The following is a 14,993-nucleotide window of genomic DNA, read 5'->3' as shown; positions in this document are numbered from 1 at the left end:
GGCGGCGTCAGATGCGCCGCCCCTCGGCCAGCATCTTGTCCACATGGCGGCCCTGGAACATGGTCAGGCCGAGCGACTGGCCGAAGCGCACTGCCTCGTCGCTGTCGCAGCGGCACAGGATGATGCGGGCACGGCCGCAGCGATCGACATGCTGCTTCAGCTCGGTCAGGCGGTTGCCCGAATTATCTTCCGCCATGTCCGGCGACCAGATCACCTTCAGCAGATCGAGGCCCAGCCGCTCGCGGTCGATGAACTGGATGGTCAGATGGTTCAGCCCGTCCAGGCAGATGCGGTAGCCGCGCTCGCGCAGGAAGTCGCGGGCGAAGACATAGGCGCCCATATCGCCGAAAATATCGATCTTCTGGAATTCCACCACCACGGTGCCGCGCGCCACGGCTTTCAGGCTGGAATCGAAATTCAGGAACTGCGGCGACAGCACCGTCGAAACATTCATGTTGATCGAGAAGGAGCTGGCGATCGAGCTGTCGTCGTTGCGCATCAGCAGCGACAGCATGCGGCTGTCCAACGTCTGCGTCAGATGCTGGAACAGCCACGGATTGGCGCCGATATCATATTCCGGCAGCATCGTGTTCTGCAGGTCGGGGATCGAGATGTAGAGTTCCTGGAACACCGGCTGCGGCGGCATGCCTGGCGTGATCGCGCAGATCGACTGCCGGCGCATCAGGTTCGACATGTCGGCGCGCGCCAGGAACTGCTCCAGCTTGCCCAGCTGCTCCGGCTCGATTGGCCGGCGGCCGCTGCGCTTGGCGGCGGCCTTGGGGTCGGCGGTGGCGGTCAGGCGGGCCTGGCGCTCGCGCTCCCGGTGCATTTTCTTGGAGACTTCCAGCACGTCATCGTACTGGCTCTCCATATTGTACCAGGTGCAGAATTTGTGGATGTCCTCTTCCTCGTCGCCCTGGGCCAGCGGGTCCTCGCTGAACAGGAACCGCACCTTCATGACGGCGGTGTCGATGTCCTGCAGCGTGGCGCCCTTGCAGATGAAGAAGATGTCGGAATTCGACAGGATGAAGGTCTGGCCCTCGTAATTCTGGACGATGCCCTCGAAGGTCGCGGCGGCGATGCGGATGTGATGGTCGCGCCGGTTGTTCGCCCGCAGACGCGACAGGTGCAGATGCACGGCCGTGCGGTCTTCCAGATTGTTGCGGCTCAGGCGCTGCAGATAGTCCAGCAGCATATATTCCTGGCTGGGACCTCGGGTGGTCTGCCCGCCCTGTGCTGCTTGCGTCAAAATAGCCATTTACCGCTCCCCGATTTGCGGATCGTATTTGCCGTTAGGCGCCGGTGCGCCACTCTGTAGGTGCGCCATTCTGATGTGCGCATTTTTCTTTTGGGTACCGTCCACACCATCGCAAGACGGCGATTTGGCATGGCCGGTTCGAACCGGGTCCCTTGCGCGACGGTTCGCGGTGGAACTTCTATCGATATGCAGCTCTTTTATCAAAGTTCGATCATTAAATCAGTGTTTCTCTTGCATTCCGCGAAGAATGAAAGGCAACATAATTACATATAATTTTATCTATATCCAGATAAAATGCGCATTCCGGGCATCACAATTCTGTCATTCTGCCGTGGATTCCAGATGGATAGTCGATGCGGCGATCCGGTTTCGCATCAAACCTCCATCTTGACCGGCCGAATGCGATATGATGCCGTCATTCCGGGCATTGGTTGGGGTGGGCGTCCGATGAAACGCAACATATTCGAAAGCGCTGCGGCCGCGATGAGGGCGTGGGCGGTGGCGCCCCTGCTCATGGCGGTTCTGGCGGGCTGTGCCGCCGCGCCGGAAAACGCCCCGGAAGCTGTGCCTGAGCCTGTGGCCAGCCTCGCCGATTATACACTGGCGCCGGGTGATCGCGTGCGGGTGACCGTCTGGGGCCAGCCCGACCTGACGACCGAGGCCGAGCTGGACGCCGAAGGGCGCATCGTCATGCCGCTGCTGGGGGCCGTGCAGGCCGCCGGAAGCACCGCGGGCGATCTGCGCACCGCCATCGCCGGGACCCTTGATGCCCGCTATCTGGTCGATCCGAAAGTGGCCGTGGAGGTCGTGCGCTACCGGCCTGTCTTCGTTCTGGGCAGTGTCGAGAGGCCGGGCCGCTATGGCTATCTGCAGGCGCTCGACGTGCGCCGCGCCGTGGCGCTGGCCGGCGGCTATCGGGGAGACGATCCCGTTCGGGCGGTGACGATCCTGCGCGACGGTGCCGAAGGCCGGCGGGAGATTGCCGGGCGTCCGGACACGACGGTGCTGCCCGGCGATGTCATCGAAATCAGCCGGCCGGCGCGTTAGACACGAGAGAAGGGGGAAAGCGGGCATGACGGAACTGACCCCCTACAGGGCGCGGCCTGTCTCATCGGCAGTTGTTTCGAATGGCATGGGCCGGGCCGGGCCGGCGCCCGCGCAAGCTGGTTTTGCCGCGGCAATCGGCCGGCGCAAGGGGCTGCTGATCGGCGTGACGCTGGCGGTGTTCGCGCTGGCGGCCGGCTTTATCCTGACCCAGCCGGCGCGCTATCGTGCCGAGGCGGTGCTGGTGCTGGAGCCGCGTGACGGTACGCAGAGCGGCGCGGGCAGTGTCGACCGCACCGTCCTGCTGACCGAGGCGGGGCTGCTGCGCTCCCGCGCGCTTGCCGGCCAGGCCGTGCAGGAGCTGGGGCTGGCCAATAATCCGGCACTTCTGGAGGGCGGGCGCGCCTTGCCGCTGCGATGGGCCGACCAGGCGATCGCGGTGGTGCGTCAGGCCCTGGCCGGGCTGATGGACCCGGCAGCGTCCACGACCGATTCCTCCGATCCGCAGGACCGTGCGACCGACGCCTATCTCGACCGGCTGAACGTCACGCCGGCCGATGGCGCCCGGCTACTGACGGTGGGCTTCACCGCTGCCGATCCGGCGCTGGCGGCGCGTGCAGCGAATCTGACGGCGCAGCTCTATCTCGACGGCCGGTTGACCCGCCGCGACAGCGCCGCCGAACGGGCCGGGCGCTGGCTCAGCCAGAAACTGGACTCCCTGCGTGCCGACGTGCTGGAAAGCGCCCGAAATCTTGAGGAATATCGCCGCCGCTCCGGCGTGGTCGAGGTTGGCGATGGCTCTCTGCAACGCGACCAGCTTGGCCAGGTCAGCACCCAGCTGGTCGCTGCCGTGGCACAGCGCACCGAGGCGGAGGCCCGCGCCCAGCAGGTGCGCCGCCTGCTCGACCGGCCCGGCGCCATCGACAGTGCGACCATCGTGCTGAACACCGAGCTGGTGCGCGAATTGCGCCTGCAGGAAGCGGTGATCCAGCGCCGCATTGCCGAGCTGCGCACCCAGTACCGCGAGGAGCATCCGCGCTTCAGGGAGGCGCAGGCGGAGCTGGAAGAACTGCGCGGCACCATCGCGCAGGAAGTGCGCAAGGTGGTTGCCAGCCTGGAGAATGAGGCCGAGGTGGCGCACGTGCGTGAGCGCGCGCTGCAGCTTGAGGTCGAGCGGCTGACCGCGCTGGTCGAAGGCCAGAATGAGGCGGAAGCGGCCATCCGTGCCCTGGAGGAGGAGTTGCGCACCCGTACCCAGCTCTATGAGGCGGTGCTGACCCGGGCCAATGAAAGCGAACTGACGCAGCGCGCCCAGCAGGGCTTCGATGCGCGACTGGTGTCGGCCGCCACCCTGCCACGCCAGGCGGAACCGGCGACGGGCTGGGGCAGCTGGCTGCTGGCGGCAGCGGTGGCTTTGGCCGCCGGGCTGCTGGCTGCCGGGCTTGCCGGCCGTCGCGGCGGGTATTTCGACCGGGCGGAGGCGCTGGAGGCGGAAACCGGCCTGCCGGTGCTGGCGGTGCTGCCGGCGCTGCGCAAGCGGCAGCTGGCCGGGCAGGCGCCGCACGAACTGGCGCTGGAACAGGCGGACGATCCTTATGCCGAGGCGCTGCGCCGCCTGCGCACCACGCTGGCGCTGGCCGGCGAGGCGCAGAACATCACGGCCGGGCGCAGCGTGCTGGTCACCTCCTCCCTGCCGGGCGAGGGTAAGAGCGCTGTAGCGCTGGGCCTCGCGACCCTGGCCGCCAAGGGCGGCGCGCGGGTGCTGCTGATCGATGCCGATCTGCGCGATCCGGGCCTGCATGAGGCGCTGGGCGTGCCGAATGCGCGCGGCCTGTCCGACTATCTGGGCGGTGAGGCCGATCTTGCCGAGGTCACGGAGTTTCATCTCGCCCACGGGCTGTATGTCATCCCGGCCGGAGCCCGGCTGGAAGACCCGTCGGCCCTGCTTGCCCGCCCGGTCGCGCGGGACCTGATGGCGGCGGCCTCCAGCGGCTTCGATCTGGTGGTGATCGACAGTTCCGCCGTGCTGCCGGCCGCCGATGCGCTGCTGCTGGCGCGCCATGCCGACCAGACGGTCCATGTGGTGGCTGCCGGCAAGACGAAACGAGCGGCGGCCCTTGCCGGTCTCGCCAGCCTGGAAGGCGCCGGCGCGGCGCTGGCCGGCACGGTGCTGAACCGCGCCGATCCGAAGCGGATCGCGGACACGGCAAGCGTCCCCTTCGCCTCCGGCCATGTTCGGCTGGAACGCGGTGCCGCCCCCCGCCGGCTGACGGCCGGCGCCGATTGAGCCATGACCGCCCGCGACGCCCTCCCGGTGCCGGCCACGGTTCCTGAGGATACGCGGGTCTATGCCATCGGCGACATTCACGGACGGGCCGATCTGCTGTCCGATCTGCTGGAGACAATCCGCAAGGATGCGGCGCGCGCGCCGGAACGCCGCACGGTGCTGGTTACGCTGGGCGATTATGTGGATCGCGGCGACTGGTCGCGGCACGTGATCGATATGTTGCTGGAAGACCCGCTGCCGGGTGCGGAACTGGTCACGCTGAAGGGCAATCACGAGGAGTTGCTGCTGCGCTTCCTGGAAGAACCGGAGGATGTCGCGCGGCTGTGGATCGGCAATGGCGGCGATGCCACCCTGCGTTCCTACGGCATCGAACCGTCACGCTATCTCGGGCTGGCGGATGGCTGGCAGCGGATGAGCCGGCTGCTGGCCGAGGCACTGCCGGCGGCGCACCGGCGCTTCTACGAGGGGCTGCGCCTGCACCACGTCGAGGGCGGCTATCTGTTCGTGCATGCCGGCATCCGCCCCGGCGTGGCACTTGCGGAGCAGACGGCGGAGACGCTGCTCTGGGTGCGCGACCTGTTCCTCTCGTCAGAGGCCGATCACGGTGCTGTAGTGGTGCATGGCCATACCGTTGCCTGGACGCCGGAGGAACGCGCGAACCGCATCGGCATCGACACCGGCGCCTTCATGACCGGCCGCCTCACCTGCCTGGTGCTGGCAGGCGAGGAACGGCGGTTTCTTTCGACGTGAAGGGTCAGCTGCCCGCTACGGTCATGCCGTCGATGCGCACGGTCGGCGCATCGGTCGAGCCCTTGAATACCAGATCGTCGGCCGGCGTCAGCCTCAGGAACATGTCCTTCAGATTGCCGGCGATGGTGATCTCGCTGACCGGATAGGCGATCTCGCCCTTCTCGATCCAGTAGCCGGCAGCGCCCCGGCTGTAGTCGCCAGTGACCATGTTGGCGCCGTGGCCCATCATCTCGGTCACGTAGAAACCCTGCTCGATATCCGCCATCAACTGCTGCGGCGTCATCGTGCCGGCCGCCAGATGTGTGTTGCTGCTGGTCGGCGAGGGCGGTCCGCCGGTGCCGCGCCCGGCATGGCCGGTGGAGGACAGGCCGAGCTGGCGGGCGCTGGCGAGGTCGAGCAGCCAGGTGGTCAGCACGCCATCCTGGATGATATCGGTGCGGCCATTGGCCAGCCCCTCGCCGTCGAACGGCTTGGAGCGCATGCCGCGCGTGCGGTGCGGATCGTCGATGATGGCGATGCCCGGCGCGAAGATGCGCTGGCCCAGCCGGTCCTTCAGGAAGCTGGTGCCGCGTGCCACTGACGGGCCGGTGATCGCACCCAGCAAATGGCCGATCAGGCTGCGCGCCATACGCGGTTCGAAAAGGATCGGCACCTGCGCGGTCTTCGCCTTGCGCGGTCCCAGCTTGCGCACCGTGCGTTCGCCAGCGCGGCGGCCGACCAGGGCCGGGTCTTCCAGATCGGCGGCATAGACCGCCGAGGTATAATCGTAATCGGTCTCCATCTCGCCATCGCGCGCGGCGATGACCGAAACGCTGACGCCCTGGCTGGAGCGTGCATAGCGCCCGGCGAAACCGGCGGAGGTCACCAGGCTGACGGTCGCCCGGCCCCAGCTTGCCTCGGCCCCTTCCGAATTGCTGACGCCGGCGACGGCAAGCGCTGCCTCTTCCATGGCGCCGGCACGTTCGGCCAGCTGTTCCGGCGTCGGCTCGGCGGGGTCCAGCATGTCGATCTCCGGCCAGCTTGTCGCCAGCTGGCCCGCTTCGGCGATGCCGGCATATTTGTCTTCCGGCGCCAGCTTCGCCATGGCGATGGCGCGTTCGACAGCTTCGCGCAGCGCGTCCTTCTTGAAGTCGGTGGAGGAGACCGTGGCGGAGCGCTGGCCGACGAAGACGCGCAGGCCGAGATCCTTGCCCTCGGCGCGCTCGATCTTTTCCAGCTTGCCGAGTCGCTGGCCATGCGACAGCGAATCGCCCTCCACCAGCACGGCGTCGGCGGCATCGGCGCCGGCCTTCTTCGCCTGGGCGATCAGGTCGGACAGGATGGAGAGCGAGTCGGTGTTGCTGTCGGGCATGCTGTCTCGATTGGGTCACGGGGCAGGAAGATATGCCCCAAACAGATAGGCCGGGACGCGCGCCGCCGCAACCTGTGGCTTTTTCCTAGCGCTTCTCGGGGATGAGTATCCGGATTGCCAGCGCCGCCATCACCGAGCCCATGAACCAGCGCTGCCAGCGCCGGAAGCGCGGCCGTGCCGCCAGCCAGTCGCCCATTCCGCCGGCGAACAGCGCAACCAGCCCCTTCACCACCAGCGTCACCAGGTTCAGCACCAGCGCCAGCACGAAGATCTGCACCGCGACCGAGCCGGCCTCGGGCCGGATGAATTGCGGCAGGAAGGAGAGATAGAACAGCGCCACCTTCGGATTCAAAAGATTGCTCAGCATCGCCTGGCTGAAGATCGTGCGCCACTGTGCCGGCGCCCTGGCCGAAACGCCGAAATAGGCATCCCCGCCGGTGAAGGCGCGCCAGGCGAGCCAGGCCAGATAGGCCGCCCCGGCATAGCGCAGGATGTCATAGGCCAGCGGCGACCATTCGAAAATCTTCGACAGCCCCAGACCGGCCGCCAGCGCATGCACAGACGAGCCGGCGATCACCCCGAGCACGGAGAGCAGCCCGGCCGCCCGGCCCTGACCGATGCTGCGCGACATCACATACATCATGTCCGGCCCGGGCGTGAGGGTGAGCGCCAGGCAGGCCAGCACGAACACGCCAAGCAATGTGGGATCGACGATCATGACGTCCTCCGGTCGCTGGAGCCTAGAGTTTCAGCTTCATGCCGAGATGGCTGCCGACGAAGCCCAGCCGCTCGTAGAAGCGATGGGCGTCGGCGCGGCTCTTATCCGTGGTCAGCTGCATAACCCCGCAGCCTTCCTGTTTTGCTAGCACGAGACAGTGGCGCACCAGCTTCTCGCCGATGCCGTGGCCGCGTGTCGAGGAATCGACGCGCACACCCTCGATCTGTGCGCGTTTCATGCCGACCAGCGACAGGCCGGGCAGAAAGACCAGCTGCGCGCAACCGACCACCCGGCCCGCCATCTCCGCTAGCACGATACGGTTGCCGGCCTGTGCGGTCAGCGCCGCGAAGGCATCGTAATAGGCCGCTGGCAACGGGTCTTCATAGCGCTCGCGCTGGCCGCCCAGCGCATCATCGGCCAGCATGCGCACGATTTCCGGCACATCGGCGCGGGTGGCATCGCGGAAACTGATGTCGGTCATCGGGCGCTCACTTCCAGATCGGTTTGCCGGTGCCGGGCAGGCCAAGCTCGGCCCAGCGTTCCGTCACTTTTTCTACCACCTGCTTTTCCATATACAGCTTCTCGCCCCATTCGCGCTTGGTCTCGGGCGGCCATTTGTTGGTGGCGTCGAGGCCGATCTTGCTGCCCAGCCCGCTTTCCGGGCTGGCGAAATCCAGATAGTCGATCGGCGTGTTCTCGATGACGGTAATATCGCGCGCCGGGTCCATGCGGGTGGAGAGCGCCCACATCACATCCTTCCAGTCGCGCGCGTCGATATCGTCATCCACCACGATGACCCATTTCGTGTACATGAACTGCCGGAGGTAGGACCACACACCCAGCAACACCCGCTTGGCATGGCCGGGATAGGCCTTCTTCATCGACACCACGGCGATGCGGTAGGAACAGCCCTCTGGCGGCAGCCAGAAATCCACGATCTCCGGGAATTGCTGCTGGAACAGCGGAATGAACACCTCGTTCAGCGCCTCGCCCAGCACCGAGGGCTCGTCCGGCGGCCGCCCGGTGAAGGTGGAGAGGTAGATCGGCTTTTTCCGCATGGTGATGCAGGACACGGTGAAGACCGGGAATTGCTCCACCGAATTGTAATAGCCGGTATGGTCGCCATACGGCCCTTCATCGCCATACTCATCCAGCGAGACATGGCCCTCGATGATGATCTCGGCCTCGGCCGGTACTTTCAGCGGCACGGTCTTGCAATCGACCAGCTCGACCTTCTTGCCGCGCAGCAGCCCGGCGAACTGGTATTCCGAAAGCGTGTCCGGCACCGGCGTGACGGCGGCCAGGATGGTGCCGGGATCGGCGCCCAGCACAATGGCGGCGGGCAGCGGCTCCGACTTGGCATTCTTCCAGCGCTGGTGATGCTGCGCCCCGCCGCGATGCTTCAGCCAGCGCATCAGCGTGGTGTTCTTGCCCGTCACCTGCATGCGGTAGATGCCGAGGTTGAAGGCATCCTCGCGCTTGCCCGACGGTCCTTTGGTGACGACCAGCGGCCAGGTGATCAGCGGTGCGGGCTCGCCCGGCCAGCAGCCCTGGATCGGCAGTTTCGAGAGATCGATATCCTCGCCCTGCAGCACCACCTCCTGGCAGGGCGCGCGAGACACCGTCTTCGGCTTCATCGCCATGACGGTCTTCAGCAACGGCAGCATCTCCATCGCCTCGCGAAAGCCGCCCGGTGGCTCCGGCTGGCGCAGGAAGGCCAGGGTCTCGCCGACCTCGCGCAGCTGATGCGGCTCGCGGTCCATCCCCCAGGCCACCCGCTCCACCGTGCCGAACAGATTGACCAGCACCGGCATGCCGTAGGGTTTTCCGTCCGGCCCTACCGGATTCTCGAAAATCACCGCCGGCCCCTTCTCGGCCAGCAGCCGGGTCTGGATCTCCGTCATCTCCAGATGGGTGGAGACCGGCGCGGTGACGCGCACCAGCCGCCCGCTGGATTCCAGACGGTCGATGAAGTCACGCAGGCTGGCATAGGGCATGGGGTCACTCCGCAGGATGTGCGGAGATATGGATGGTGCAGGGGGGAGGCGGCGTCAAGGGTGTGGGCAGGTCAGGCTGATCGCGTCGCCCTGGCGAATCGGCCTTGCGGCTACGCCCTGGCGACATCGGCCCCGGTCAGGGTGTGCAGGGTCCGGCGGGCGTTTGATCTGGAATAGGCGGCACGCGCGGCATTCTGGATCGCATCGCGCAAGGCGTCGAAACCCGCGAGATATTCGGTTTCTCCCGCCACCGCCTCTTCAGAATCCTGGCTCGGCCCGGTAAGGGCCCGGGTGAGTGCGCTGGCCATGACGATGAACGGAATCTCGAACACGCCGTCATGGCCGACGAAGCGCACGCCGTTGCGGTTGACGTCGAAGCTGCGGCTGGGATTAGGGAAGGAGATCGTCACCGTCCGCCCGCCTGCTCCATCCGGGGCGGCGGCGTGAAGCGATGCAGCGGCAGCATCCGGTCGCTTGCCGTCGCCCGCGTGAGACCGGTCAAGTCCCATCCTCCCGCATTGGCCCCCGCATTGGCGGGGGCGCCACCTTCATTTTCCCAGACCGCCACCGCGGTTTTGGCCGGTTGCTTGCCATTGGTCCTGGTGCCGGTATTCATGCTGAAGAGCCTCCTGGCTGATCGTCTTGGCTTCGGGGCAGGGCAAGAAGCGTTCAGTTCTTGCGCTTGCCGGGGCCGCTGGTGTTGTTGTCGGGCTTTATCTGATTGGCGAATGTACCCTCAGGCTTCGGCGCGGCCTTTGCCTGCTTGGGCTTCTTGGCTTCGCGATTGCTGCGCTTTTGTGCTTTGGCCATGGCTTGATATCCTTTTTGAAAGGGGACGTGTCGGTTCTGCGTTCTCGCTACGCGTTCAGGGCATTCGCGCCGCTGCCGGGCCGGTTTCCGGCATCAGCGCGGCTTGCGGCTGGGCGGTGTCCCATCGCAGGGCGGCCTCGAGATCGGCTGTGTCGATCGGGACCATCTGGTGCTTCGGCCCCTGGACCCCGATTGCCGGCAGGTGGATGAAGGCACCGGTACGGCGCCAGGCCGTATAGGAGACGCCCTCGATCGCTTCCTCATCATGATCGACACGGTAGTCGCCGGCCGGCTGCGACGCCTCGAAGTCGGGCAGCTGGAAGGCAGAAGAAAAATGGACGATGGTCTGAGTGGTACGGGTGCTCATCGTGTGGCTCCCTATGGACAGGCCGGCGGCAATGTGACCGGGAGGCCAGCCTTTTCTGATTCAGCAGAATGTATATATGGCCCCGTGTCACGGGTGGATCAAGATTTCGGCGCCTGTGTTTTCTGAAGAAACGAAAGTAAGGAAAATACCCTGGTTCGGTTTCTTGATTATTTGATAAAATCAAAAAAATAACCGAATGATTGGGGCCAGTTTTTGGGTAACTTTATTGAATCTGTCCTGTTCTGATGTTGGGTTTTTACGAAAAGCAACCGTCCGCCCAAATGGCCTCGGGTCTCTTCAATCGCATGCCGCCTGGCAGAAACCACCCCTCCCTTGCCGCAGCGCGGCATTTTCGCTACAAACGCGCCATCTTTCCGCGAAAATCAGGAGAGCCTGCCATGGCGAAATACTGGGTGGTCGGCGGCGAGTACAAGGACACCTCCTTCAACGAGCTGGCGCGCGGCGAGGAGCAGCGCTTCGGCCCGTTCGACAATTACGAACTGGCGAAGAAGGAATGGGCCAACCGCACCTGGGCCAATGTGGATGACGCCCATATGCGCTTCCGCATCATCGAGGAGGATGGCCGCGCCTATTGGGTGGTCGGAGGCATCTATACCGACACCAGCTTCACCCAGATGGCAAATGGCGGGCCGGAGGAGCGGCACGGCCCGTTCGACGCCTATGAGCAGGCCAAGAAGGCCTGGCAGGAAAAGGCCTGGTCCACGGTGGATGATTGTAACGCCCGCTTCCGCATTGAGCGGCTGTAGGCTTTTCTCATGAGTGTGGTTCTGGGCGCGCCGGATGAGGCGGAGCTTCTCGCCCGCGCCTTCGATTATCCCTATGCGGCACCGGACGGCGCCTATCTGTTCCGCGCCGGCGAGGCCGTGCCGCTGCCCGATGGCTACGATCTTGCCGGCCGCGCGCCGGTGCTGGCGCATGGCTCCAACCGCGCGCCGGCGCAGCTGCTGCGCAAGTTCGGCCGCGAGGGCCAGGGTGCCGATGGCGAGCTGCCGGTCACGCCGGTCTGGCTCACCGGCTATGACGTGGTGTTCTCGGCGCAGTTCGCACTCTATGGCGCGCTACCGGCGACGCTGCACCCCTCGCCCGGGACGCGGGTGCGGGTGCATGTCACGTGGCTGACCGAGGCGCAGCGCGCGATCATGGACCGTTCGGAGGGGTTGGCGGCGGCGACGCCGCGCTACCGGCTGCTGCCTTTGCCCGGCTGTGTGGCCTGCGATCTCTCCGGCGGTCTGTCCGACGCGCCGGCCTATCTGGCGCTCACCGGGGCGCTGGCGCCGGACGGTGTGCCGGTCGCCTTCACAAATGTGCGGGCGGAGGGGCGGCGCTTTGCCGCCATGGACGGGCGCACGATGATCGCCCGCATCGCCCGCGAGCTTTTCCAGTGTGAGGCCGAGGCGTTGATCCGCCGGATTGTCGGCAATATGGAGGAGCGCGACCGCGCCACCGCCGTGCTGGAACGGCTGGCGCTGAAGCCCTAGCTGATGCCTTCGATGGCCAGCGTGCGGCGCACGGCGGCGCGGGCCAGCACGCGCTCGAAATGCTTGCCCACTTGCGGGAAGTCGCGCGCCGGACGGGAGAGGTTGCGGCCCCAGCGCGTCAGCATGAACAGGTACAGATCGGCGGCGCTGAACGCCTCGCCCAGCAGGTAGGGGCCGGCGGCCGACAGCTTGCCGTCGATATAGGCGAAATGCTCCTTCAGCGCGGTGTCGGCCTTCGCCTTCACCGCCGCCTGCCCGGCTTCGCCATCGATGAAATAATCGGCATGGTAGAAATTCATGAAGCGCGCCTGCACCGTGTTGGTCAGGTAGGTGATCCATTGATAGTACGCGGCGCGTTCGGCGCTGCCCGGCGCGGGTGCCAGGCCGGCTTGCGGGAAAAGATCGGCGATGTGCATCAGGATCGCCGCCGATTCGCAGATCACCCGGCTGCTGCCCGGCTGCTCGATCACCAGTGCCGGCACCACGCCATGCGGGTTCAGCTTCAGATAGTCGGGCTTGCGGTTGTCGCCGGCCTTCAGGTCCAGCTTCACGAAGCGGTAGTCCGTCCCCTCGGCCAGCCCGGCTTCCTGCAGCGCCGCGTGCGGCGCCAGATTGGCATTGCCGGGACCGCCATAGAGAAGATACATGCCCGTTTCCTCGTCGCTGGTTTCTTGTTCTGGAGATTTCCGGCTCAGCAGATGTCGGGCTTTTCCTCGCGGCAGGCCGCTTTTGCCGAACCAGAGGCGGATCCGGGGCGCGACGCCACCTGCATCTCGCGCCGGAGGTCGGCGATCTGCCGCTCCACACCCTGCCGTTCCTTCTGGAAGCGGGCGAAATCCTTTCCCTCCAGCTTCTCGCCGGCCGGGAATTTCACATTCATCGGATTCACCTGGCCGCCGCCCTTCAGCACTTCGTAATGCAGATGCGGTCCGGTCGAGCGGCCGGTGGTGCCGACATAGCCGATCACCTGGCCCTGCTGCACCCGTCCGCCCGGCTTGATGCCCGGGGCGATGCGGCTCATATGCGCATAGGCGGTGGAGAATTCGCTGTTGTGGCGGATGCTGACATAGCGGCCGTAGGCGCCGAACCATTGCGCCTTGGCGACTGTGCCGCTGCCGGCCGCCATGATCGGCGTGCCGGTGGGGGCGGCGAAATCGATGCCGCGATGCATTTTGCCATAGCCGAGGACCGGGTGTCGGCGCATGCCGTAGCCGGAGGACAGGCGGGCACCGTCGATCGGCGTGCGCAGCAGGGCCTTGCGCACCGATTCGCCGCGCGGATCGTAGAAGTCGAACTCGCCGGGCCGCGGCTCGAAGCGGTAGATCGGCATGGTCTTCCCGGACAGCGTCATGCTGGCATAGTGCACGGCGCCGGTGTTCACCACGTCGCCCGCCTCGTTGCGCAGCTCCTCGAACAATATGTCGAAGCGGTCGCCGGGCTGGATGTCGCGCTGGAAATCGACATCGAAGCTGAAGGCCCGCACCATTTCCCACAGTGCGGCGATCGGGATGCCGGCATCGATGGCGGTCTCGTACAGGCTGGAATTGATGCGTCCGCCGCGCAGCACGGTCACCGTCTGAAGCGGGAATTCGATCTGTTCGGCGGCGAAACCGCCATTGCCGTCGCGGCGCACCTGCACCTCGCGCGCCACATCGGGCTGCAGCGCGAGGCCGAGCAGCGCGCTCTTGCGCTCGATCTCGATCTCCAGCGGCAGCTTCAGGCTGGCCGGCGGCAGGAAGGTCAGGGTGATGTCCTGGCCGGGGCGTAGCTGGCGCGGATCGTAGACGCTGCTCAGCCCCTCAATCGCCTGATGCGCCTCGCCGCGCTCGATGCCAGCATCGACCAGCAGCTTCATCAGCGTGTCGCCGCGCTTTACCGTCACCACCTGTTCGGTGGGCGCGCGCTGTAGCGCGGCGACCACACCCTCGGGCAGGCGGGTGGAGGCGAGATGGGCATAGGTGCTGGGGTCAAGCTCACGCTCGGCGAAACCGCCCGGCCGACTGGCATTGTCACCGTCGCCGAACCAGCGGCTGAGCCAGGTCCAGTCGCGCGCCTGCTCGGCGCTGGAACCGCGCGAAGCGGTGCGCTCAGCCGGGGTGGCTGCCTGGGTGCCCACCTGGGCGGCTGCGGGGAAGCTCGGCGTGGCTGCGACCTGCGGCCGCTGCGTGACCGGATACGCGTCGCGCGGGGACGGCTGCGCATCGCGCGCGGCCAGATCCTGCGCGAAATAGCCGATCCCGAGCACCGCCGCCGTCGCGATCACGGCCAGAATCCGTCCCCTCATGCCATGCCATCGGCCCGCATGCGTGCCCCCCATCTTTCGCTTTAGCCGTTGCGATGCCGGCCCTGCTGGCCGCCATCCCCCACCGTTTGTATGGAATCAGGCACAACGATGCGGGTTTCAGCACGGGAAGTCAACGGGCTATCCTTATGAAACAAGGGCTTCCTCGTGATAGATGGAGCGATGCGTGAGGGGTCTGCCGCAGCATCCCCGCCAGTACCCACGAACAGGTACCCACGAACAGGTACCCGTGAACAGTTCCCCCCAAGGGCAGTTCCCCCAAGGGCCGTTCCCCCCCACCGGCAGTTCCGGCGGGAAGGGCGACCTGTTTCACTATCCGGGAAAGGCCCGGTAGGTAATGTCAGGCCGTGCACGAGGCTGAAGTCTTTCTATAAGGGGGGTTTTCCGGGCGTAACGAAACGATCGGAAAAAATCTGCAATAAACCGTTTGACAGGTCGGAACCAGCCGCCTATAACCCCGGCCTCGCCACGGTGCGGGGCCAACGAAACGGCCCGGCGGTTGTGGGGAAAGCCTGGGGGAAACCTCAAGCAAACGCTCATTGACAAGTTAATATTCTGAGAAGGGATGCGTGGGCGGCGGCCTGTAGGTTTGGCTGTCTGTCGTATCCTG

At 66.0% G+C, this 14,993-nt stretch carries 16 protein-coding genes; 5 read left to right on the top strand and 11 right to left on the bottom strand.

Features of this window, described 5'->3' with window-relative positions; all coding sequences use genetic code 11:
- Positions 1-7: 7 nt before the first annotated feature.
- Entirely contained in the window at positions 8-1,258 is a 1,251-nt protein-coding gene (locus tag BKM74_RS00075; RefSeq protein ID WP_245825672.1) for a hypothetical protein, read from the bottom strand.
- Between the two features lie 498 nt (positions 1,259-1,756).
- Between BKM74_RS00075 and BKM74_RS00070 the strand changes: the two genes are divergently transcribed.
- Genes BKM74_RS00070 through BKM74_RS00060 form a run of 3 tightly spaced genes read left to right on the top strand, consistent with a single transcriptional unit; the run spans position 1,757 to position 5,339 of the window.
- Positions 1,757-2,305: a polysaccharide biosynthesis/export family protein gene (locus BKM74_RS00070; RefSeq protein ID WP_176342319.1), complete on the top strand. Its 549-nt coding sequence runs from the start codon at positions 1,757-1,759 to the stop codon at positions 2,303-2,305.
- 25 nt (positions 2,306-2,330) lie between these two features.
- The gene (locus BKM74_RS00065) at positions 2,331-4,589 is read left to right on the top strand and encodes a GumC family protein (RefSeq protein ID WP_176342318.1); all 2,259 of its coding nucleotides are present in this window, start codon (positions 2,331-2,333) and stop codon (positions 4,587-4,589) included.
- Positions 4,590-4,592: 3 nt separating this feature from the next.
- A complete protein-coding gene (locus BKM74_RS00060) occupies positions 4,593-5,339 on the top strand; it encodes a metallophosphoesterase family protein (RefSeq protein ID WP_086463668.1) in 747 nt (248 codons plus the stop codon).
- A 4-nt stretch (positions 5,340-5,343) separates the two neighbouring features.
- On the opposite strand, the gene BKM74_RS00055 is transcribed toward BKM74_RS00060, so the two are convergent.
- The 8 genes from BKM74_RS00055 to BKM74_RS00025 all read right to left on the bottom strand — a co-directional run bounded on the left by BKM74_RS00055 (position 5,344) and on the right by BKM74_RS00025 (position 10,582).
- The gene (locus BKM74_RS00055; protein ID WP_086463667.1) at positions 5,344-6,690 is read right to left on the bottom strand and encodes a TldD/PmbA family protein; all 1,347 of its coding nucleotides are present in this window, start codon (positions 6,688-6,690) and stop codon (positions 5,344-5,346) included.
- An 85-nt stretch (positions 6,691-6,775) separates the two neighbouring features.
- Complete coding sequence (locus BKM74_RS00050) at positions 6,776-7,408, bottom strand: LysE family translocator (protein ID WP_217895424.1); 633 nt, start codon at positions 7,406-7,408, stop codon at positions 6,776-6,778.
- Between the two features lie 22 nt (positions 7,409-7,430).
- Positions 7,431-7,889 (bottom strand): GNAT family N-acetyltransferase, encoded by a 459-nt coding sequence (locus BKM74_RS00045; RefSeq protein ID WP_086463666.1) that lies wholly within the window; start codon positions 7,887-7,889, stop codon positions 7,431-7,433.
- Between the two features lie 7 nt (positions 7,890-7,896).
- Positions 7,897-9,405 carry a UbiD family decarboxylase gene (locus BKM74_RS00040; RefSeq protein ID WP_086463665.1) on the bottom strand — a complete coding sequence of 503 codons (1,509 nt, stop codon included), beginning with the start codon at positions 9,403-9,405 and terminating at the stop codon, positions 7,897-7,899.
- Positions 9,406-9,515: 110 nt separating this feature from the next.
- Complete coding sequence (locus tag BKM74_RS00035) at positions 9,516-9,815, bottom strand: DUF1488 family protein (protein WP_086463664.1); 300 nt, start codon at positions 9,813-9,815, stop codon at positions 9,516-9,518.
- Positions 9,812-10,021, bottom strand: a complete 210-nt coding sequence (locus BKM74_RS00030) for a hypothetical protein (protein WP_086463663.1) — start codon at positions 10,019-10,021, stop codon at positions 9,812-9,814. Before BKM74_RS00030 ends, BKM74_RS00035 begins: the two co-directional genes overlap by 4 nt.
- Positions 10,022-10,074: 53 nt before the next feature.
- A complete protein-coding gene (locus BKM74_RS18645) occupies positions 10,075-10,215 on the bottom strand; it encodes a hypothetical protein (protein ID WP_176342317.1) in 141 nt (46 codons plus the stop codon).
- A 55-nt stretch (positions 10,216-10,270) separates the two neighbouring features.
- Positions 10,271-10,582 carry a hypothetical protein gene (locus BKM74_RS00025; protein WP_217895423.1) on the bottom strand — a complete coding sequence of 104 codons (312 nt, stop codon included), beginning with the start codon at positions 10,580-10,582 and terminating at the stop codon, positions 10,271-10,273.
- A 398-nt stretch (positions 10,583-10,980) separates the two neighbouring features.
- Between BKM74_RS00025 and BKM74_RS00020 the strand changes: the two genes are divergently transcribed.
- On the top strand, positions 10,981-11,349 hold the full coding sequence (locus BKM74_RS00020) for a DUF4170 domain-containing protein (RefSeq protein ID WP_086463662.1): 369 nt from the start codon (positions 10,981-10,983) through the stop codon (positions 11,347-11,349).
- A 9-nt stretch (positions 11,350-11,358) separates the two neighbouring features.
- Entirely contained in the window at positions 11,359-12,081 is a 723-nt protein-coding gene (locus tag BKM74_RS00015; RefSeq protein ID WP_086463661.1) for a hypothetical protein, read from the top strand.
- Here the strand turns inward: BKM74_RS00015 and BKM74_RS00010 are convergent.
- Both BKM74_RS00010 and BKM74_RS00005 read right to left on the bottom strand, forming a co-directional pair.
- Positions 12,078-12,728, bottom strand: a complete 651-nt coding sequence (locus BKM74_RS00010) for a glutathione S-transferase family protein (RefSeq protein ID WP_086463660.1) — start codon at positions 12,726-12,728, stop codon at positions 12,078-12,080. The genes BKM74_RS00015 and BKM74_RS00010 overlap by 4 nt on opposite strands.
- Positions 12,729-12,772: 44 nt before the next feature.
- Complete coding sequence (locus tag BKM74_RS00005) at positions 12,773-14,365, bottom strand: M23 family metallopeptidase (protein WP_245825670.1); 1,593 nt, start codon at positions 14,363-14,365, stop codon at positions 12,773-12,775.
- Positions 14,366-14,993: the final 628 nt, after the last annotated feature.

Origin of the sequence: Oceanibaculum nanhaiense (genome assembly GCF_002148795.1) — a bacterium.
GTDB lineage: Bacteria > Pseudomonadota > Alphaproteobacteria > Oceanibaculales > Oceanibaculaceae > Oceanibaculum > Oceanibaculum nanhaiense.
Note: the sequence above shows the minus strand (reverse complement) of the source record. Positions and strands in the feature narration are given on the sequence as shown.

What these genes read in the sequence shown, in the direction of transcription:
- BKM74_RS00075 (WP_245825672.1), bottom strand. Translation starts at nt 1,258, where the DNA reads ATGGCTATTTTGACGCAAGCAGCACAGGGCGGGCAGACCACCCGAGGT.
- BKM74_RS00065 (WP_176342318.1), top strand. Translation starts at nt 2,331, where the DNA reads ATGACGGAACTGACCCCCTACAGGGCGCGGCCTGTCTCATCGGCAGTT.
- BKM74_RS00060 (WP_086463668.1), top strand. Translation starts at nt 4,593, where the DNA reads ATGACCGCCCGCGACGCCCTCCCGGTGCCGGCCACGGTTCCTGAGGAT.
- BKM74_RS00055 (WP_086463667.1), bottom strand. Translation starts at nt 6,690, where the DNA reads ATGCCCGACAGCAACACCGACTCGCTCTCCATCCTGTCCGACCTGATC.
- BKM74_RS00050 (WP_217895424.1), bottom strand. Translation starts at nt 7,408, where the DNA reads ATGATCGTCGATCCCACATTGCTTGGCGTGTTCGTGCTGGCCTGCCTG.
- BKM74_RS00045 (WP_086463666.1), bottom strand. Translation starts at nt 7,889, where the DNA reads ATGACCGACATCAGTTTCCGCGATGCCACCCGCGCCGATGTGCCGGAA.
- BKM74_RS00040 (WP_086463665.1), bottom strand. Translation starts at nt 9,405, where the DNA reads ATGCCCTATGCCAGCCTGCGTGACTTCATCGACCGTCTGGAATCCAGC.
- BKM74_RS00030 (WP_086463663.1), bottom strand. Translation starts at nt 10,021, where the DNA reads ATGAATACCGGCACCAGGACCAATGGCAAGCAACCGGCCAAAACCGCG.
- BKM74_RS18645 (WP_176342317.1), bottom strand. Translation starts at nt 10,215, where the DNA reads ATGGCCAAAGCACAAAAGCGCAGCAATCGCGAAGCCAAGAAGCCCAAG.
- BKM74_RS00025 (WP_217895423.1), bottom strand. Translation starts at nt 10,582, where the DNA reads ATGAGCACCCGTACCACTCAGACCATCGTCCATTTTTCTTCTGCCTTC.
- BKM74_RS00020 (WP_086463662.1), top strand. Translation starts at nt 10,981, where the DNA reads ATGGCGAAATACTGGGTGGTCGGCGGCGAGTACAAGGACACCTCCTTC.
- BKM74_RS00015 (WP_086463661.1), top strand. Translation starts at nt 11,359, where the DNA reads ATGAGTGTGGTTCTGGGCGCGCCGGATGAGGCGGAGCTTCTCGCCCGC.
- BKM74_RS00010 (WP_086463660.1), bottom strand. Translation starts at nt 12,728, where the DNA reads ATGTATCTTCTCTATGGCGGTCCCGGCAATGCCAATCTGGCGCCGCAC.
- BKM74_RS00005 (WP_245825670.1), bottom strand. Translation starts at nt 14,365, where the DNA reads ATGAGGGGACGGATTCTGGCCGTGATCGCGACGGCGGCGGTGCTCGGG.